Source organism: Dethiosulfatarculus sandiegensis, assembly GCF_000931935.2.
In the GTDB taxonomy this organism is placed as follows: Bacteria; Desulfobacterota; Desulfarculia; order Desulfarculales; family Desulfarculaceae; genus Dethiosulfatarculus; species Dethiosulfatarculus sandiegensis.
In genome coordinates this window covers 66,994-87,686 of sequence record NZ_AZAC01000023.1, presented here as the reverse complement: position 1 = coordinate 87,686, position 20,693 = coordinate 66,994, and the positions used below count along the sequence as shown (strand labels likewise).

The following is a 20,693-nucleotide window of genomic DNA, read 5'->3' as shown; positions in this document are numbered from 1 at the left end:
TATTCCGGGAGGACAAAAGGGTCGGGAGACAAAAAAACAGGTTTAAGCGTGGGGTGTTTTTAACTTATGAAGTTGAGCTTAGAAGTTCGTTCAGGATGTTTGTGATTTCCTGCCGAGTCACCGGCTTTTGCATGATTTTTACATCTTTACCTTGTTCTTTATCGATTATGACCTGGTCTCTTTGACCGGTGATAATCACGGCAGGCAGATCAGGCTTTAACTTTCTAATTTTGCTGATTAACTCTACACCATTCATGTGGGGCATGGAATAGTCGGTGAGAATCAGATCCGGTTTTTTTTGTTTGTTGGCCAGGCTGAAGAGAGCTTCCTCGGGATTGGTGAAAATCTCTGTTCGGTAGCCCATTGCACTGAGCAGGCTGGACATGGCCATCAGGGAGGGGCGGTCATCATCCACAATACTCAATAACGCCTTTTGACTGTTTATCCGGACCGGGCATTTGGTTGAGGTCTGTTTGGCTTCTTCTTTTACTATGGGTAGGTAGATGTTGAAGCAGGTGCCTTTGCCCGGTTCCGACTCAAGATCAATAATCCCTTTATAGGATTTAATAATTCCCTTTACCACTGCCAGGCCAAGTCCGGTGCCCTCGCCTGGCTTTTTGGTGGTGAAGTAGGGTTCAAATATTTTTTCCCTGATGTCTTCGTCAATCCCCTTTCCAGTGTCAGCTATCTTCAGGAGCAGATAGGGGCCGGGATGATTCTTATCATCCGCTGAGAACCTTTTGGCGGGTATTTGAGCCTCCTCAAGGGTGACTTTCAGCACCCCGCCTTTGGGTGACATGGCATGGGCCGCATTGGTGCAAAGGTTCATTACTATCTGATGCATTTCCGTGGCGTCGGCCTGGACCGAGGAATTGGCGGCCGTTAGGTTCTGTACAATGTCAATGTTGGAAGGCAAGGCTGAACGCAAGAGCTTCATGATCTCCTTTATCAGAATGTTCAAGCGCAAGGTCCCCAACTTTTTGTCCTTGGGCCGGTTGAAGTTGAGTATCTGAGCTGCCAGGTCCCTGGCCCGCAAGGAGGCGCCCCTGATCTCTTCCAGCCTGGACTTTAACTTAGGCTCAACCCCCGCTTCAATTAAAGCGGTTTCAGTGTGAATCAATATGGGGGTGAGAATATTGTTTAAGTCATGAGCCACCCCCCCGGCCAGAGTGCCCATGGCCTCCATCTTCTGCACTTGGCGCATATGGATGTCCATAAGCACCTTTTTTTCCTCTGCCTGCTTTTTCTGGGTGATGTCTGTCAAAACCACCACAAAATAATGCGGGTTATTATCTTCATCCCGGATAAGGGTGACGGTCCTTTCGACCCAGACCTTAGTCTTCAATTTTGTGCTGAAAACAGCTTCCTTTTTTATACTGCTTACTTTACCCTTAAGCAGATCTTCCTTATCCGATTCCATATCCAAGCCTGACCGGCTGTGCAGGTAATCCGGTAGACAGGTATTTATAAGCTCCTCTTCCTCATACTTCAGCATGGAGCAGGCGGCAGGGTTGGCGGAGATGATTTGGCTTTTAAGGTCTAAAAAAAACATGCCGATGGGCGTGAACTGGTACATCTGTTTGAATATGAGGTTTGTTTCGAAAAGGGCCTGCTCGGCGTATTTTCGTTTTTCAATTTTGGTTGCTGCGCCGACTATGCGCAACGGCCTTTTATCTGTAGAACTTCTTTCCTGCACCGAGGCTTTTAGCCAAATCCAGGTCCAATTGCCTTTTCTTTCCTTGACCTTGATCTCAATTTCTTCTTCTTTACCAAAAGGATTCCTGAGCCTGTCCCAGGCCTTTTTCACCAGATCCCGGTCCATGGGATGAACCAGATTGATCAGGTTTTCCGGCTGGCTCAAGAAATCCTCGGCCGTGTAACCCAGAATGGAGAAGAAATGATCACTGAAAAAGGCCTGTCCCTTTTCAAGGTTAAGATCCCAGATTCCCTCTTCAAAAGTGCGTAGGGCCAGGTTAAGCCTTTCTGTTGAGTTTTTCAGAGCGGCTTCGATTTTTTTTCTGGCGATTATTTCTTTGTTAAGCGTCTGACGGCTCTTGACCCCTGGAGGCAAAGGTAGAAAGTGAATCACCAGGGCCAAGGTCAAACTTAAAATAATTCCGACAAAAAAAAGGTTCCAGTGAATATAGGAATTCATCCAGGCATATAGGGTTGGGGAGGATTGGCAAGTGAACGTGACTCGGCCTGCGGGGCCGTTTTTTTCCAAGGTGCAGAGCCAGTCGCTTTTATGGCGGCTGGAAGGGGAAGAACTTGCCAAGGTGTTCTGAGAAGTTCCGGGAAGACGATTTGTCAGGGATATGGAGAAATTGAGCCCCCTGGCAAGGTTTGGATTGACAGCGGCCCGCAAAAGCTTTTCAAAATCCATGAATGCCAAAATAAGAGAATCGGGATTGCTCACTGTTCCCAATTCAGTTCGGCAGGGAAGTAGGATCTGTAAAGTTTTTTCAAATTCAGGGCCGGGAGGGGGCAACGGATCTTCATAGGTAAGCGGGCAGGCGCCTAACAGGGCTTGGGCCTTGACCTGGGGATAACCATGCAATATGGGGTAGTATTTGGGGAAGGAGGAAGTGGAGGAGCCGGTTTTGATTTTGTAGTCTTGTTGGGTTATAAGTCTGGCCGTCTCCAAAAAGCCCTGGATGTTCTCCGGTTCAACTCCCGGCATCCAGGCCTGCAAGAGTATTTCGGGCCTAAGTTGGGCCAAGACAGCCGCGTTTGCCTGAAAGGCAAAGCGGTCCAGTCTCGTGCGGTCTTGCCTATTCCCTAATATAGTAAGAATGTTAAGGTTGCTTACGAACCTTTTTTCAATACGCAGGAGGGCTTGTCGAGACCTGTGCTCAAAGGCCTTTTGGATGTTTTGGTTGTCAATATAAAGACCAATCAGAAAAAGAAGAATTGAGAGGATAAAGCCGGACAAAAGAACCCAGACAATGGTTTTTTGCCGGTTTTTCACCAAAAAAAACCAGAGCCTCTCGGGATGAGGATTTACAGTCTCCGGGCTGTATGACATGCATCCTGGCAGTCTAGGTCGCAATGAGCTGGAGAAAAGGACAAGTGCTGTGTTTGTCCTGATTTAATATGTCCGCAACCGGAAATAAAAATGAATTTAAAAAACCCTGATTAAAAACTGTTTTAGTGACAGCAAAATTCTTTACGATGTCATGCCAGAAATAATTACTAGTGTCAAGTTTTTGCTTTAAAGATAAAAGCCAGCTTTTCCCTAATTGGCTTTTACTTCAAGCAAAAAGTTAAACTTCCAGAGCCCCTCCCTTATCTCCCTGTGTTTGACAGATTAAGCGTTTTTAAATTCCCGGGTGTTTATCAACGATCTCAATATGAATTGAAGATGATCCGCCACACGCCGGGTAGTTTTTTTACTAGAGAGGATGTTAGCCAAAAAAGAGAGGTTTTTAATAGGGGAGATTAGCTGATCAAGGGCCTGGAAAGGATATAGTCCAGATTTTTGGCGGGAGCCGGGGGAGAGTAGAGATATCCTTGACCTTGGCGGCAGCCCTGTTTGATTAAAAAATCGTGTTGCTCCCTGGTCTCAACCCCTTCCGCCAGAACCTCAATACCCATGCTTTCACCTAAGGTGATAACGGTTTTGACAATGGCGGCATCCTGAAGGTCATTTGGCAAGCCTCTTATAAATGAGCCGTCTATCTTAAGCGAGTTAATAGGAAAAGTTTTGAGGTTATAAAGCGAGGAGTAGCCCTTGCCAAAATCATCCATGGAAAGATAAATATCCAGTTCGCTTAGTTCATGCAGAGTTCTGAGAGCCTTGGCCGGATTTTTGGCCATGGCGCTTTCCGTAATCTCCAGTTCCAGTAAATCCGGCCTGAGTTTGGTCCTTTCCAGGATTTCATCCACCTGTCGGGCGAGCTGGCGGTGCTTGAACTGCCTTGGTGAAAGATTTACAGACATGCGCAAAGGTGTTTGGAATATCCGGTTCAGCCGTCTGGCTTGATTACATGACTCTTCCAAAATCCAGGCCCCCAGTGGGATTATGAGCCCGGATTCTTCGGCCAGGGGAATGAACTCATCCGGCGGTATTATTTTTCCTCCGGGCTCCTGCCAACGGATCAGGGCTTCCAGGGCAAACACCTGCCCTGTTTGCAGGTCTACTTTGGGCTGATAAAAAACCTCCAGTTCCTGGTTTTCCAGGGCGCGGCGCAGGCTGTGGTCCAGATGCACTCGCCGCATTGCCTCTGAGTTCATGTTTTGGGTAAAGAGCTGGTAGTTGCTGCGCCCCTGCTTTTTAGCCCTGTGCATGGCAAGTTGGGCGTTGGTTATCAGGGTGTCGGCCCGGGTCCCGTCATGGGGATGCAGGGTTACGCCGATGGAGCAGGTTATGTAAATTTTTTTGTCTTTGTACTTAAGGGGAGAGCCCAGGTTGGAGATGATTCTCTCTGCTGTATGGATGGCGTAATCAGAACCATGGCGGCCATGCAACAAAACCAGAAACTCATCGCTACCCAACCTGGCGGCGGTGTCTTCCTCGCGAATGGTTCCGAGTAGGCGATTTGCCGTGGTTCTAAGAACATAGTCTCCGCCGTTCGGTCCGAGAACGTCATTAATATCTTTAAAATTGTCCAGATCCACCGACAAAATGGCCAAGCTTAAGGAATGCCTTGAGGCATGGTTCAAGGCCACCTGCAGGCGATCTGAGAACAGGCGGCGATTGGGCAGGCCGGTGAGCAGGTCATGAAAAGCCTGATAGGTTATTTGCTCTTCGCTTTGTTTTATTTTGGTCAGGTCGTGCAATATGGCTACATAGTGGATTATCTTACCGTCATCATTAGATATGGGGTTTAGTCCGGCCAGGGCCGGGAAAAATCCGCCCTCCTTTTTATGCCCCTTTATTTCCCCCATCCAGGGCTTGACCAATCCGGCCAGGCTATCCACATCCGGAGGTCCGTTGACCAAGGTTACAAAAGATTCAAAAGGTTCAGTGAGTAGTTCTTGCTGGCTATAGCCGGTAAGCTCGGTAAAGGACTGATTGACTGTTTGAATGCAACCCTTTTCATCTAAAATGACAATGCCTTCCAAGGTCGTTTCAGATATCTTGCTCCACAGCCGGTTTTTCAGTTTGGCTTTTTGCTGCTCTGTCACATCTTCGGAACTGACCAGAAGGCCCAAGAGTTCTTCCTGGTCATTTAAAATGCGTATTCGGCTGCTGTTCAGCCAGGCGTTTTTACCATTTGCCTGCTGTTGGGGTTCCAGGGTGTCTGACCTGGCTGAAGTGCCGTCAAGGACCTCAAGATCCTTGGCCCGATTATCTCTGCCCTGGGCCAGGCCCCAGGCCATCCGGTCTTCGGCTTTTCCGATTACTTCTTCCGGAGAGTCGAAGCCAGCCGCATCGGCAAAGCTTTTATTGCACCCCAGGTAGGTTAGCTTAAGGGATTTCCAGGAGATTTGCTGAGGTATGTTATCCAAAACCAGCCTCAACATTGCCTCGGTCTGCTGAAGTGATGACTCGGCCAGCAAACGCTCCCTGATTTCAATTTCGCATTCTTCCACTTTTTGGGACAGGTTGCTTGCCTTTAGATTCAGGTCTTTCTTAAGTGTGCAGGTTTCCAAAAGATTACCCACAACCTGGCTTAAGAGTTCAAGTTCCCTTCTGCGCGGCAGGTCAAAAGGAATCATCTCGGCAAAGGATATGTTCAATACACCTATACAGCGGCCCAGGGTGGTCACCGGCAGACAGGCCAATGATACAGGGGTCATTTTGTTAGGATCTTGTTTTAAAAGGCTTTTTTCGGGCGATGAACGATCCCAAAAAACCGCTTTGTTTTCCAGGAAAACTTTACCCGCCACCCCTTCACCCGGTGTAAAGGAAAGACCCTTGTTATAGGAGCCTTTTTCCAGGCCAAAGACTTCGTCCCTGCCCTTGGCCGCCATTACATCAAGCAGATTGGATGCAGAACAATGAATCATAATGGAACAGTTGTTTACGTCCGGCAGATTCCTGACCAACTCGGTGACTATCATCTCGGCAGCTTGGTTCATTTCATTGGCTTGTACGGGGATCTGGGTGAGGCTTGATATGGCGGACAAAAGGGTGATGGCCGAATCCAGCCTGTCCCCCATGCGGGCCAGGGCGTTTCGTATGGTTCGGTTCTCCCGGGCCAGGTTCGCGCTCAGAGCGGGATTTGTTTTGATTGTTGATTTGCCGGTCATAACACCCCTTGGATGAAGTCTGAACTTTATTAACTTTTCCGGTGCCAACAATCGGGTGTTTTCAGGCCAGGTATCCTTTTGTTTTTGGCATTTATGGGCTTTTTTGCCTGAGAGACCATATAATGCCTAGATAATAAATAAAATAAATTTAGATAGTTACCATGATGCCCACCATTTGTAGGCGATCCGGCACGTTTTCCTTGGCCTTGTTTAGCAAAGGCTTCAGGTTTATCTGATTCAGTTGATTCGCCTTAAAATGCCCATCCGGCTCCGCCCCTTTGGGCGGTGCGGCGAGGCCGAAACCCAATTTATGAGCCATATAGTCGCCGAGAAAAACCAAGCTGGTGCTCGCGTAAAAAGGATCGCTGGGAGTGGGGTTGTGGTGTTTGGCAATGGCCTCCTGTAAAAGTGCCGGCAGATTCCAACGCCTGGCCAAAAGAGCGCCGATCCTGGTATGTTCAACGCCCAGTCTTCTTTCCGCTTCATGGGGGGAGACGCCTTGATCGGTCAAGGCCAACACTTCTTCCATTTCTTCTTTGAGATGACATATCAAAACCAGTTTGCCCAGATCGTGAAGCAGGCCGGCCACCATGACTTCTGAAGGTGAAAAACTGCCGGTGACCGTGGCCAGTTCCTTGCTTAACCAGGATACAGCCAGGCAATGTTGCCAAAGGGCCCGGCCATTAAAACGCTCGGGTGTTTTTTTCATATTAAAAAAGTCACCAAACCCTGCGCCTAAAGCCAGCAACTCCAGCTCGTGCATTCCTATCAAGGTGGCGGCTCTTTTAATGGTGGTTACTTCCTGGCTGAAACCATAAAACGCAGAATTGGCCAAGCTCAGCACCTTTGCGGTCAATGCCTGATCATTTTCAATTATTTCAGATAGTTTATTGATGGAGACGTCAGGGGTGGCCAGGGCGCTTAAAAGCCTGGTCAGAACATGGGGCATTGCCGCCAGTCTTTTTATGGAATAGATGCGTTTTGTCAGGTCCTTCCGCAAAAAAAACGCCCCCATGTCAGGTGTTTTGATATGCACGAACCTCTAGGGTTGGTCACAAGATGCAGGGGCCGGCGAGGCTTAAGCGGCATGGAGCGAACTTTTGGGTCAAGGTGGTTTTGCAAGTCACCCTGTCATCTCACAACCTTAATAAACGCGATGCTTGAGCAAATTATTTGTATTTTTCGAGCATTGTGCCAGAAACAATTATTCCCTGCAAGAATATTGTACTATTATTCTATTGATATTATGTCGTTATGGAAAAATAGTTTATAAAAGGGCACGCCTTTTGTTTGACGATGCGTTCTTTTAATATTACGCTGCGTTGAAAAGCTCTTTTATCTTAACTTCTTGGAATGAAGATTAATTTATAAAGCAGCTCTGTAAATTAATTTAATGCCGTCAGACAAAAGTATGGTTGTTTTTAACTTGCCGCCGGAGTTGACTGAGACAAAAGTATTGATCTGAAATGCATTAATAAGATGAGATTTTAGGGGGAACACGGGAAGCAGTCCGTGCGCCGTGCTGTTTTTTCCGGGTCAAGAGCTTACGGGGCTTCGGTTGCCAAAATTTAAGATTTCCAGATACAAGACCAGGAAGTAGGGGAGAGGTTTTGCTGCTTTGTTCGTAGTCTTTTTGTTTGTAAGCGGCTTTGGAGAAGGGTTTTTAAAAGTGGGTGATTCGGCCTTGCAATACGAAGAAAAAATGTGGCGGCTCTTTGAACTGACCAAAAAGCAGATGCCTGAGCTGACAGATGCCTATTATGGAAAGGTTAAAAAAGCGGTCTATAAGGACGGCGCTCTGAACCTTAAGACCAAAAGGTTTTTATCTCTGGCCATTGCCGTTCAGTCCGGTTGCAAGGACTGTATGATTTCACAAACTGAAAAGGCGCTCAGCCTGGGCGCGACTGTCGAGGAAATATTTGAAGTTTGTTCAGTTGCGGTGAGCATGGGCGGCACATTGGCCTGGAGCCAGGCGCTGGTGGTTGCCCAATATCTGGCTGAAAAAGACCTGATATCCTGAGCAGTCTTTAGTTTTTTTGTAGGCGTGCCTGCGGAGTCCGGCTGGTTGTTATGAATAATTCAGTGTGACCTGCCCGGCGGTGAAGCTATGCGCCGGAAGATTCATCTCCGGATTTTTTCTCTTGAAGTTCTTTAGACTTAAGTTTGCCAACCTGCTGATATTAAATCTTTTCCTGCATGTGTGCTTTTTGGGACCAGGTGCGGGGGCAATCATCTGTTCCAAGATGTTTTACCGCTTTTGCATAATCAGCGAAATTAGATTTAATTTCTGCCTTAATTACCTGAAAGTGCTGGATTATTTAACTCATATACTTGTCTGGGAATAATAAAAAGTGTTATTCTTATTTTTTCTACCTGAATTATCTTTTTGAGGCCGAATCAAGGTATCTTGGTGGAAAATGCTGAATTTAGCGCAGACAAGGTCTTTTGCGGGAGGATTTTAGCTAGCCCCGGTGCGGGCGCGACAGTTCTGGGCGTTTGCCGGCCGGAGTTTGCTTGGGCGGCAAGATTACCATAAGTAAGCGGTCTTCCACCATTGGCAATAGAGGCTGAATGCTGAATTTGTCCCTCAGATGGCGAATTTTTTGGTTTTACCTGGTCTTTGGTTTGGCACCCTTGGCCATGGTCGCCGTTTTCAGTTTTACTTCCTACTCCTCATCAGTCTCCCGTATAAATGAAAAGCAGGTGAACGCCCTGGTTGAGCGTATTGGCTGGCAGACTGATTCCTTTTGTTACAACCTCTTTAAAGACCTTGATATCCTCACCCATTTCCCCTATGTACAGCTCCGGTTTTTAGAGTTCCCCAGGGCAAGAACCCAGGACGGAATACGGGAAAAATTGGAAATATTCCGAATAAATACTGGCAATTTCAGCCACATCGCCCTTTATAATCGGGATTTTTCAATAGTAGCGGAGACGCCTGCGGGCAATAGCTCATTGGAGGGATGGGGTCTTGACAGGAGTCGGCTTGAACAGGCTTTTCAGCATGACTACTACCATCTGGTAAACGCTAATCAAAAAAATAAACAAGTGGTTTTATTACGCAAAGTCTATGACTTTCGGGATCCCTCCCGTGAGGTGGGCATGGTGGCAGCCACAGTGCTTTTAAGTGATTTCACCCGTTTTATCAAGGAATTGGATTTGGGAATCGGGATTCAAAAGTTTATCATTACCCAAAACGGAACCAGGGTGTTCGCAGAACCCAGGATCGAAGTGAAAGATGAAGCGGGACAAAAGGTTCGCGAGTATGAGGCTACTTTGCCCTTGCTAAACTGGCGGATCATGATTCGCATACCGGAAATGCATTTGTTTAGCGATGTAAATCGATTGGCTTGGTTGACCTTCGCCTTTTGCCTGTTTGTGGCCCTGCTTACCTTTGCGGCTTCCCTGTTTTTCAGCAGAAGGATCACCAGGCCGGTGAAGACCCTGATAAACGGGGCCCAAAAGTTTGCCACCGGTGATTTTGAACACAGGATAGAAATTACTTCCGGGCCGGAGATGAGAAGGCTGGCCAGGGAGTTTAACTGCATGGCCGCCACCTTGCAGGAGCGCCAGACCGAGCTGATCGAGGCGGCCAAACTGGCTTCCTTAGGGCTCTTGTCTGCCGGATTTGCCCATGAGGTGAAAAATCCCCTGGCCGGGATAAAGACAAGTTCCCAGGTGTTGGCCAGAAAAATACAGGACCGGCGGCTGGCTGCACTGGCTCTGGCCATCAACCGGGAGGTGGATCGCCTGGATAGGATCATGAGTGGTCTCTTGGAGTTTGCCGGTCCCCGGCCTTCAGAGGCAGCCATGTTCAGCTTAAAAGAGATCGTGGACAGGTCGGTGAGTCTGGTGGGAGTGCGAATGCTGGAAAAGGGGGTTGTCTGTAACTCAAAGGTGGATAACCATTTGGTGTTTGTTGATAAGGACCAAATGATCCAGGTTATGGTGAACCTGCTTTTAAACGCGTTGAGCGCTGTTTTGCCTCGCAAAGGAGAGATCAAGCTGGTCAGCTGGCTCAATCCGCGTGATCAAGTGGTTCTTTTGATATCAGATAACGGTTACGGCATAGACCAGGAAAAATTGGATCGTATTTTTGACCCGTTTTTCACCCTTTCCCCCCAAGGCACCGGCCTGGGGCTTTCCATTGTCTATTCCCTGCTTAAACAAAACCATGTAAGAGTGCAGGTGAACAGTGAAAAAAATCGGGGAACCACCTTCAGGCTTGTGTTTTCCGAACAGAGACGTTGAGAACCGGTTGAATGCAACCAAAGGTCTTAAGGGAAGGGCGCCATGCCTGAAATAGCTGTTTTGGATGATGAAACAACCTTGCTTAACTCTCTGGGAATGGAACTTTCCGACCAGGGTTATGCTGTGCATTTGTTTGGCACGGCCCATGATTTTTCAGCTTATTTCAAAAGAAACGAACCGGACGCAGTGCTTTTGGATTTGAGACTGCCGGATGCCGATGGGTTGGAACTCTTGAAAAAAGTAAAAGAGTCCACCCCCAAGACCCAGGTGATAATCATTACCGCCCACGGGAATATGGAATCGGCAATAAGCGCCTTAAAAGGCGGGGCTTTTGATTATATCAGTAAGCCTTTTGATCTGGAGGAGATAGGGCTGGTCCTGAAAAAGGCCCTTAAGCAGAGCAGGTTGGTGCGGGAAGTGGAGCACAGGCGGCAACGGGATTACCAGTCTGCCAGCCTTAGGGACTTTATCGGCCAAAGCAACCTGGTGAAAGAGCTCTTAAACACGGTCGGAAAGCTTTCCCAGGTGCAGAATACAACCATTTTGCTTAAAGGCGAAAGCGGCACCGGAAAGGACCTTTTGGCCAAGGCAATTCATAATATGAGCGCCCGGGCCTCCAAACAGTTTATAGAGATAAACTGCGCCTCCCTGCCTGACAATTTGTTGGAGAGCGAGCTTTTTGGATACGAAAAAGGCGCCTTTACCGATGCCAGACAGCGTAAGACAGGCCTGGTCGAGCTGGCTGACCAGGGCACGCTTTTTTTGGATGAGGTGGCTGAAATGCCCCTTACCCTTCAGGCCAAGCTGTTGCGTTTTTTAGAGACCAGAAGCTTCCGTCGCATAGGAGGCGGATCTCAGATAAAGGTGGATGTGATGATAATAAGCGCCACCAATCGGGATCTGGATCAGGCCTTGATGCATAATCGTTTTCGCCCGGATCTTTATTACCGCCTGAATGTGGTGCCTTTGACCGTTCCTCCCCTTAGAAAGAGGGGAAAAGACATCCTGCTGCTTACGGATCATTATTTAACTCATTTTTCAAAAAAATTTCATAAGCCACTGGCCAGGCTGGATAAAAAGGCGAGCCAGGCATTTTTGGATTACAGGTGGCCCGGAAATATCCGGGAGCTTAAAAATCTGGTGGAACGCCTGGTGATCCTGTGTTCCGAAACTATCACCCTTGCCGATCTGCCCACCTCCATACAAAAGATCACCCCGCGACAGACGCCGGATCTGAACGATTCCCTGGCTCGGGGGGGTGATCTTGATGAAACACTCTCTGAACTGGAAAGGCAATTGATCTTGGAAGCCCTGAATAAGTCGGGAGGAGTCAAATCAGAAGCGGCCCGGTTGTTGGGAATCAGCCGGTTTGCCCTGGCCCGTAAAATGAAACGTCTGTTTGCAGATAACCATGATCGCTCCTGAACTTAAAAGGCTTTGTAAAACCTGTTCAGTTAGTGCGGCAAGCGCACAAGAAGTGCGGTTTACGCACATGTAAAACAGAAGCTCTTCCGGGTTGCAGCTTTTCACTGTCTTTTAATAATCTCCTGATATTTAAAGGTTAACAGTTTTGTGTCCTGCCTGAGGTTTGTGTAAAGGGGTCTTGGCACAACTGTTGCGGTCACAGATCTTCAAACCTGTTGTTTAAAAGACACCCAGGCACTTAACCCGGTTTTGGGATCAGCTTTTTTTACCTGGTGTGGCAACAACTGCCCGCAAACAGCCTTGCAGAACAATTTGCTTAATTTATCAGGAGTTAGTCCTGAATCGGAGCGGCCTCTAAAGGGGTAAGCCCTGTTTTGTAAAGGCCTTGGCGATTTTTATACAAATTCTTAAATGGGAGGTTTTAGATCATAGCTTAGTTTTTTGTTCTAATTTCAAAGTGTTTCTTTAAAAGCTACAAGGGAGGATACAGATGAAAAAGAGCCTGACTCTTTTATTGGCCCTGATTTTGGGCTTGAGTTTGTTCTCCAGCCCGGCTCTGGCCGACGCCACCATGGACCGCATTGAAAAATCGGGCAAACTCAAAGTGGGGTTCAGGGAGGGCTCCATCCCCTTTGCCTTTATGGACCCCAAAGTAGGCAAGCATGTGGGGTTTTCCGTGGATATGGCCCATATGGTGGCCAAGTATCTCTCTAAACGTTTTGGCAAGGAAATAGAGATCGTTCCCTACACCATCACCCCCAAGACCCGCATCCCCTTGGTGGTCAACGGCACGGTTGATTGCGAAATGGGCTCAACCACCTACACAGCCAAAAGGGAAGCTGTGGCGGATTTCAGCCTGATCTTTTTCTTTTCCGAGACAACTTTTTTGGTAGCCAAGGATTCCGGCATTAAAAAGCTCACTGACCTAAACGGCAAGAGGGTCGGTGCGGCCAGGGCCACCACCAACTTAAAGGCGGTGCAGCAGTTGGCCGAGGCAGGCAAATTCAAGCCCGAGGCGATTGTTATTACAGAGACCCACCCCCAGGGAATGTTGGCGCTTAAAAGCGGCAAGATAGACGCCTATTCCACAGACCGCAGCCTGTTGGAAGGGCTTCGCATGAAAGATCAGAATCCGGATAAATGGATGACCACTGATTTTGCCATTGCCTATGAACCCTATGCCTATATTGTGCGCGAGGGTAACTCCGATTTCAGGGATTTCATAAACAACACCATTTTGTGGACAATCAAAACCGGAGAATTCTACAAGATCTATGAAAAGTGGATGGGCCCCAAGGGTGTGGTCCCCATTAAGATGTCTCCGGCGTACAAGGATTACCTGCAGATGATCGTCTACCCCATGGGCGAAAACTGGTGGAAGAAACAGAAGTAAAGCCGATTTGCTGATAGGGGCTTTCCGGATTTTGTCAAAAAAAGCCTGTAATCAGCCAACCTGCCTTCCGGGCCGGGGAGTGAATATCACCCCGGTCCGGAAGCCCGCTACCAAACCGCTCTATAACCGGGAGTGATTCATGGGGCTGAGCTATGAGTTTGATTGGGGCGTGCTGTGGCGCATGCCCTATGGCCTTTGGCTTCTCAAGGGGTTGGGGCTCACCATTTTTATCGGGCTTACCGCCTGGATACTGGCCATGGCTTTGGGGATACTGGTGGGCAGTCTGCGGATCACCCCCTATCGCAGCCTGAGGTTCATAGGAACCGCCTACACCGAGGTGTTGCGCAACATACCGTTATTAGTGCAGATGTTTTTTTGGTTCTACGCTGGGCCCATGCTGTTTGGCGAGACCCTTTCCAGAGAGATCAACCGCATATCCGGGTTGAATATATACGTCTCGATATTTGGCCTGGGGCTCTACACCGCCTCCAGGGTGGCGGAGCATTTGCGGGCTGGTTTTGCCTCCATAGGAAGGGACCAGTATCAGGCCGTGCTCTCAACCGGTATGACCCGATTTCAGATGTATTGGCATGTAATCATTCCCTATGCCCTGCGCCTGACCATACCGCCATTGACCACCGAGTTTCTGACCATATTTAAAAACACATCAATCTGTATGACCATTGGTGTGGCCGAACTTACCTTTCAAAGCTATCAGATAGATGCGGAAACCTTCCACGGCCTGGAATCCACCACCGGCGCCATGATCATCTATCTGTTTTTGGGCATGACCGTGGTGCGGCTTATGGGAATAGTTGAAAAAAGGTTCAAAATTCCCGGCCTGGTGGGGAGGTAGCCCATGTTTGATGTGATCGCCAGGAACTTCCCCTATCTGATGGGCGGGTTGTGGGTGACGGTTAAGCTGTCTGTATTCGCCCTGGCCGGAGGCATATTTCTGGGCATGCTGGCCGGTCTGGCCAGGCTTTCCAAAAATCCCTGGATTTATTATCCGGTAACAGCCTATGTCAATTTTCTGCGCAACATTCCCTTGATTCTGGTCATTTTTTGGTTTTATTTCATTATGCCCCTTTTGGTGGGAGAGGCCATGGACCCCTTTTGGGCGGCGGTGGTCTCTTTTATTATGTTTGAGGCCACCTATTTTGGGGAGATATTCAGGGCCGGTTACCAGACTATAAGCAAGGATTTGATAAACGCCTCCTATTCAACCGGCATGACCTATTTTCAGACCGCCCGCCATATCAGCATCCCCATTGCCATGCGGCGCATGTTGCCCAGCCTGATAACCCAGTCCATAGTGACGTTTCAGGACACCAGCCTGGCCTTTGTCATCGGTCTGCCCGAACTGGTCAGAAGGGCTTCCATTGTTGACAACCTGGAAGTGCGCTCCATTGAGCTCTTCGGGTTCGCGGCTTTGGTTTATTTCATCGTCTGTTTTGTGGGGTCTCGCATCTCCCGTTACTACGAGGAACTGGGCAGAAAGGCCAATATCATATGATCGAGATACAAAAGCTGAACAAATGGTTCGATGATTTTCATGTGCTCACAGATATCACCGAAACCATAGAAAAGGGCCAGACCGTGGTGGTCTGCGGCCCCAGCGGGTCGGGGAAAAGCACGCTTCTGCGCTGCATAAACGGATTGGAGCCTTTTCAAAAAGGCGAGATTGTTGTGGATGGAAAAAGCCTGAGCGACCCCAAGGTCAACCTTTACAAGTTAAGGGAAAGCATAGGCATGGTTTTTCAGCGCTTTGAACTTTATCCCCACATGACAGCACTTAAGAATATAGCCCTGGCCCCCATGAAGGTGCGGCGCTGGCCTCGTAAAAAGGCCGAGGAAAAGGCCATGCTGCTTTTGGAAAGGGTGGGAATGCCGGACAAGGCCCATGCCTATCCGGCCAATCTTTCAGGCGGGCAACAGCAAAGAGTGGCCATAGCCCGTTCGCTGGCCATGGAGCCTAAATATATGCTTTTTGATGAGCCCACCAGCGCCCTGGACCCGGAGATGATCAAAGAGGTTCTGGATGTCATGGTGGATTTGGCCAGGGAAGGCATGACCATGGTCTGTGTGACCCATGAGATGGGTTTTGCCAGGGAAGTGGCCGATGAAATTATATTCATGGATCACGGGAAAATTGTGGAAAGGGGCACCTTTGAAACCTTTTTTAATAATCCCAAAACAGACAGGGCCAAGGAATTCTTAAGCCAGATTTTAGATTAGGAATTTGGGTTGATGATACGGTTGGTGAAATTCCCAAAAACAAATGGGTTGCATGCTGTAATTGGACAGGTTTTGCCAAAGCCCGGCCCCTGCTGCCCGAAGACTCACCATTGTCCTTGACTCCGGCCCGGCAAAAGGGGTCAATATAGATGTTTCCCGGTAGTTGCCCAATGCCAAGGGAGACAAGTTAAGCCAATGCCCGTTGTGTACGGGCCTATTTAAAGGAGAATCAAGATGAATTTGGCGCGTTTTCCCCGTCGCCGCTACACCGTGGGACAGACTCCGATCGAAAAGCTGAATAACTTGACGACCTTTATGGGGGGGCCTGAGATATACATGAAAAGGGATGATATGCTCGGCCTGGCCGCAGGAGGCAACAAGACCCGCAAGCTTGAGTTTGTCGTGGCCGATGCCTTGGCCCAGGGAGCGGACACCCTTATCACTTGCGGCGCGGTGCAGTCAAACCACTGCCGCCTGACCCTGGCCGCCGCAGCCAAGGAAGGCATCAAGTGCCGTCTGGTTTTAGAGGAGAGGGTGGCCGGTAGTTACAGGCCCAGGGCCATGGGCAACAACCTGATTTACCGACTTATGGGGGTTGAGGAAATAATCGTGGTTCCGGGCGGTTCGGATATGGCTAAGGAAATGCAGAAAGTGGCCGACGGGCTAAAGGCCCAGAGCAGAAAACCCTACGTGATTCCGGGCGGAGCCTCTAATACTATCGGCGCCACCGGCTACGTGGCCTGCGCCGAAGAGATACTGAACCAGTCTTTTGAGATGGGGATCAAGTTTGACCGGGTGGTTTGCCCCAGCGGCAGCGCCGGGACCCATGCCGGGCTGGTGGTGGGCTTTTTCGGCAACAACAGTCAGGTGCCGGTGGTGGGGGTCAATGTTAGCCGCACCAAGGAAGATCAGGAAAAACTGGTCTATGACCTGGCAAAGGCTACGGCCCTGCATGTGGGTGTGAGAGAGGAGCTGCCAAGGGAGGAAATTCTTTGCTTTGGTGATTATGTGGGGCCTGGTTACTCCCTTCCCACAGACTCCATGGTGGATGCGGTCCGCACCCTGGCCAAGACCGAGGCCATACTTCTGGACCCGGTTTACACTGGCAAGGCCATGGCCGGTATGCTTGACCTGATCAGAACGGGCTTTTTCAAAAAAGATGAAAAAGTCTTGTTTGTACATACCGGTGGTTCGCCCGCTCTGCATGTATATGAAGACAGTTTCATGGAGTGATAGTTTATTTTTTAGCTTACCCCCAGTAGTTGCTTGGTAAGGGCCTTTAAAGGCAATTACCAAAGAGAAACCAAATAAAGGCCCTTACTTGTGGTTTGAATAGTAAGGGCCGGGAAAGGATCTGCTTTTCATGATTCCTCGTCCGGATCTCACAGCTATCCAAAAAGCTGCGGAACGCATAAGGCCTTACATTCACCGCACTCCTGTTTGCACGTCTGAAACCTTAAACGGCTTTTGCGGGGGCGAGGTCTTTTTAAAATGCGAGAATTTTCAGAAGGTGGGAGCCTTTAAGGCCAGGGGAGCAACCAATGCGGTGTTTTCCCTTTCCGATGAAGAGGCAGCCAAAGGAGTCTTGACCCATTCTTCGGGCAACCATGCCGGGGCCCTGGCCTGGGCAGCCAAGACCAGAGGGATCAAGGCTGAGATTGTCATGCCCGAGAATGCTCCCACTGTGAAACTGAATGCGGTTAAGGGCTATGGGGCCAATGTTTACCTCAGTAAACCCACCCAGGCCCACAGGGAAGCCCTGGCTGCGGAAGTGGCCCAAAAAACCGGAGCCAAAATGGTTCATCCTTATAATGATCATTTGGTTATGGCAGGCCAGGGCACTGCCGCGCTGGAGCTTTTGGACCAGGTGGCAGACCTGGATCTGGTGCTGGCTCCGGTGGGCGGCGGGGGGCTTATGGCAGGAACCGCCCTGGCGGTAAAGGGAATTTCGGAAAAGATCGAGGTGGTGGGGGTTGAGCCCCTGGGCTCCAATTTTGCCTGGCAATCCCTGCAAAAAGGCGAGATCGTGCCTCAGAAAAATCCAAACACAGTGGCGGACGGTCTTTTGACTGCACCCGGCAACCTTACTTTTCCCGTGTTGCAGGAATATGTATCCCATATTGTCACGGTGAGCGATGAAGAGATCATAAGCGCCATGCGGATTGTGTGGGAGCGTATGAAGATAATCATTGAGCCTTCTTCCGCTGTTCCCGTGGCGGGCCTTTTGACCAAAAAGGTCGATTTAAAGGGGAAAAGGGCGGGAGTGATTATATCCGGCGGTAATGTGGATTTGGCCTCACTGCCCTGGAATTGATTTTTATTAATGAAGTGGCTTCCTGCCTATGCGGCCCGGTGAACCAAACCACCGGGCCGCAACTTGTTTTTGGGCTGTATAAATTGAAATTATAGATCAGGTTGTTTTAAAGTTTGCCTGTTGCTGTTTTGTGAGGTTTTTAACAATTTTAAATGATTGGTTGTTCATTTTTAGGCAATTTGTACGGTCATCCTAAGTGGGACTTTAATCGCAAAGCGACCCGCATGGGTTTACTTCTTTTAAATTCGGTTCTTCAAAAGGAAAGTAACCTTCTTTTCTCAGAAGGGGTAGATGGTGCTGGGCTACTTAAAATATCGGTTATCTATTTAGATAATATATCTAAAATTGGTGGAAAGGCTCTGAACGGTTTTTTTAAAATCCAGTTGTAAATAAGGTTACAAAATCAGGATTTAACTTAATAAACATTGTGAAATCATATAGTTAAAAGTAGAATTTTCGGTGGTACTATATTTTTTGAATGAGATTCATCGGCAGTGGTACCTTTGTGAAATAGTACCGGCGTCCAGGTTAGGAGCAGCTTGGCTCAACGATCTGTTTCCGATTTTGTCTACTTTTTAATGTCACAAAAATTTCCAGAGGAGGTAGTGAACGGTAAAAAAATAGCTTAATCCTATAGTCATAATTATAATTGGTAGTATATTTATTAGAAATAGCCTGCTCCCAAGAAGCACCCGCGCCCAGAGTACCATATTGCCTCCCTCCCTCTGTTTACGCCGCTTCCCGCCCCCTCATATATTTGTCTTGTTCCAGGAGCTTTGGCTCAAAAAAAAGTCCTTGGTTGCGTGAATTCGCGTATCGGCAAAGGACCTAATATGTGTGTCTGAAAAACCTTATTTACCGGTTTTGCAACACAGGGTGGATAGGGTGGAAAATCCTTGGTTCAGGGAGGTGGATTATGAAAAAACGCAGCTTAGCCTTCAGATTGATGCTGAGCGGTGTATTGGCGGTTTTGATACCTCTGGTTGTGGTGGCCGGGGCCGGGGTGATCAATTCCACAGAAGCCTTGGAAAAACAAGGAGCTTCTCAGGTCTCTAAAGTTGCGGCCGCCCTGGCCGAGACGGCCCAGAGTATTCTTTCCCAGGAAGTAAAACTGGTAAAAGAGATGGCCTTGGACACCCTTGTGACCGGGGTGGCGGCCAAAGTTGCAACAGAAGGTAGCTTGGCTGCCTCTGAGATGCAGACCCTGGCCAGCAACTGGTTGACCAAGGCTGGTAAAAGCCTGGGAAACGACTACGAGATGATTATCGTTGCCGATAAGAACGGTCAGACTATTGCAGACAGCAACAGCGGCAAAAGCAGTAACATAAATGTGGCGGACCGTGAATATTTCAAGGCCGCCATGCAGGGTAAAAGCACCATTTCCGCGCCAATAAAATCCAAGATATCCGGTCATCCGGTGGTGGCGGTCGCCAGCCCTGTAAGAGGTGATGACGGCAGAATCAACGGTATGCTGGCAACGGTTATCCAGACCACTGAATTTTCCAAGAAAATCACCTCCATCAGGGTAGGGGAAACCGGCTACCCCTGGATGGTTGATCAAAAAGGTGTTTTTGTCGCCCATCCCAATCCTAAAAATATCCTCACCCTTAATGCTTCAACCCTGGGCGGCATGGAAACTGTTATCAAGCGGATGTTGGCGGGAGAGAGCGGTATTGAGGAATATGATTTTAAAGGGTTTCACAAAATATGCGGTTTCGCTCCGGTGCCTATAACCGGTTGGAGTGTGGCCTTTACCCAGAACATAGATGAGTTCATGGCCCCTGCCTATCACATCCGCAACATTTCACTAATCATCGGGGTTATTGCCCTTGTGTTGACCGTGGTTGGTGTATTGTGGCTCACCCGTTCCATTACCAAGCCCATCAGCAGCGCGGCTAGGGAGCTTGAAGCCGGTTCCAGCCAGGTTGCAGCCGCCTCCACCGAGGTGGCCCAGTCCGGCCAGTCCCTGGCCGAAGGCACCAGTGAACAGGCGGCATCTATTGAAGAAACTTCCGCCTCCCTGGAGGAAATCACCTCCATGACCAGGCAGAATGCGGAACACGCCTCAGAGGCGGATAGCCTGATGGGCGCGGTGGGCTCTCAGACCAAAACTGCTGGCCAGAGCATGAGCCAGATGCGCCAGTCCATGGACGAGATTGCCCAGGCAGGGGAAGAAATCAGCAAGATTATCAAGAGTATCGATGAGATTGCCTTCCAGACCAACCTGTTGGCCCTTAACGCCGCTGTGGAGGCGGCACGGGCCGGTGAGGCGGGAGCCGGGTTCGCAGTGGTGGCCGATGAGGTCCGCAGCCTGGCCATGCGGGCTGCCGAAGCTGCCAAGAATACGGCGGAGCTGATCGCCGGAACCATCACCCGCATTGATCATGGGGTGAATTTGGCCAAAGAAGTGGACGGAGCCTTTTCCGAGGTGGCTGAAAACGCCACCAAGGCAGCCGGATTGGTAAGTGAAATCGCGGCTGCTTCCAATGAACAGGCCCAGGGTATTGACCAGATCAGCAAGGCTGTCACCGCCATGGACCAGGTGACCCAGAATACAGCGGCCAGCGCGGAGGAGTCTGCGGCAGCGGCCGAGGAACTGAGCGCCCAGTCCGAAGAGATCGCAAGCATCGCCAGTCGCCTCATGTTTGTGGTTTATGGCAGTAAAAAAGCTTCCGGCGATGCGAGTAAGCTTACTGATCGAGTAGTGCCGAAGATTGAACATAAGAAAACGGCTGCTGCGGCAATTCAAAGAACAGCAAACCCCCACCCTGCCGCGGCCAGGACAAAGAAAGGTGCCTTGCCCCTTGATGATGAAGACTTTGCTGATTTTTAATTAATCTCCTTTCAAAGGTTTTCCAATTGATACCGCAAACCGCG

The 20,693-nt window shown here is 49.2% G+C and carries 13 protein-coding genes; 10 read left to right on the top strand and 3 right to left on the bottom strand.

Going from position 1 to position 20,693, the window contains the following annotated elements:
• Positions 1 to 64: 64 nt before the first annotated feature.
• From X474_RS15485 to X474_RS15475, 3 genes are all read right to left on the bottom strand, one after another.
• On the bottom strand, positions 65 to 3,025 hold the full coding sequence (locus X474_RS15485; RefSeq protein ID WP_052515273.1) for a PAS domain-containing hybrid sensor histidine kinase/response regulator: 2,961 nt from the start codon (positions 3,023 to 3,025) through the stop codon (positions 65 to 67).
• A 413-nt stretch (positions 3,026 to 3,438) separates the two neighbouring features.
• A complete protein-coding gene (locus tag X474_RS15480; RefSeq protein ID WP_052515272.1) occupies positions 3,439 to 6,195 on the bottom strand; it encodes a bifunctional diguanylate cyclase/phosphodiesterase in 2,757 nt (918 codons plus the stop codon).
• 148 nt (positions 6,196 to 6,343) lie between these two features.
• Positions 6,344 to 7,195, bottom strand: a complete 852-nt coding sequence (locus tag X474_RS15475) for an HDOD domain-containing protein (RefSeq protein WP_197282140.1) — start codon at positions 7,193 to 7,195, stop codon at positions 6,344 to 6,346.
• A 618-nt stretch (positions 7,196 to 7,813) separates the two neighbouring features.
• Between X474_RS15475 and X474_RS15470 the strand changes: the two genes are divergently transcribed.
• The 10 genes from X474_RS15470 (at position 7,814) to X474_RS26540 (ending at position 20,649) form a co-directional block, all read left to right on the top strand.
• Positions 7,814 to 8,215, top strand: coding sequence for a carboxymuconolactone decarboxylase family protein (locus X474_RS15470; RefSeq protein WP_156360790.1), 402 nt, complete (start codon positions 7,814 to 7,816; stop codon positions 8,213 to 8,215).
• A gap of 551 nt (positions 8,216 to 8,766) precedes the next feature.
• Positions 8,767 to 10,446: an ATP-binding protein gene (locus X474_RS15460; RefSeq protein WP_044350155.1), complete on the top strand. Its 1,680-nt coding sequence runs from the start codon at positions 8,767 to 8,769 to the stop codon at positions 10,444 to 10,446.
• A 42-nt stretch (positions 10,447 to 10,488) separates the two neighbouring features.
• Complete coding sequence (locus X474_RS15455; protein ID WP_044350154.1) at positions 10,489 to 11,871, top strand: sigma-54-dependent transcriptional regulator; 1,383 nt, start codon at positions 10,489 to 10,491, stop codon at positions 11,869 to 11,871.
• 490 nt (positions 11,872 to 12,361) lie between these two features.
• Positions 12,362 to 13,264, top strand: coding sequence for a transporter substrate-binding domain-containing protein (locus tag X474_RS15450; RefSeq protein WP_044350153.1), 903 nt, complete (start codon positions 12,362 to 12,364; stop codon positions 13,262 to 13,264).
• A gap of 139 nt (positions 13,265 to 13,403) precedes the next feature.
• On the top strand, positions 13,404 to 14,120 hold the full coding sequence (locus tag X474_RS15445) for an amino acid ABC transporter permease (RefSeq protein WP_044350152.1): 717 nt from the start codon (positions 13,404 to 13,406) through the stop codon (positions 14,118 to 14,120).
• A 3-nt stretch (positions 14,121 to 14,123) separates the two neighbouring features.
• On the top strand, positions 14,124 to 14,780 hold the full coding sequence (locus X474_RS15440) for an amino acid ABC transporter permease (RefSeq protein WP_044350151.1): 657 nt from the start codon (positions 14,124 to 14,126) through the stop codon (positions 14,778 to 14,780).
• Positions 14,777 to 15,502 (top strand): amino acid ABC transporter ATP-binding protein, encoded by a 726-nt coding sequence (locus X474_RS15435; protein ID WP_044350150.1) that lies wholly within the window; start codon positions 14,777 to 14,779, stop codon positions 15,500 to 15,502. The genes X474_RS15440 and X474_RS15435 overlap by 4 nt, the downstream gene beginning before the upstream one ends.
• Positions 15,503 to 15,736: 234 nt before the next feature.
• Entirely contained in the window at positions 15,737 to 16,735 is a 999-nt protein-coding gene (cuyA, locus tag X474_RS15430) for a D-cysteate sulfo-lyase (RefSeq protein ID WP_044350149.1), read from the top strand.
• Positions 16,736 to 16,865: 130 nt separating this feature from the next.
• Positions 16,866 to 17,816 (top strand): threonine ammonia-lyase, encoded by a 951-nt coding sequence (locus X474_RS15425; RefSeq protein ID WP_044350147.1) that lies wholly within the window; start codon positions 16,866 to 16,868, stop codon positions 17,814 to 17,816.
• A gap of 916 nt (positions 17,817 to 18,732) precedes the next feature.
• Positions 18,733 to 20,649, top strand: a complete 1,917-nt coding sequence (locus tag X474_RS26540) for a methyl-accepting chemotaxis protein (protein ID WP_044350146.1) — start codon at positions 18,733 to 18,735, stop codon at positions 20,647 to 20,649.
• Positions 20,650 to 20,693 lie beyond the last annotated feature (44 nt).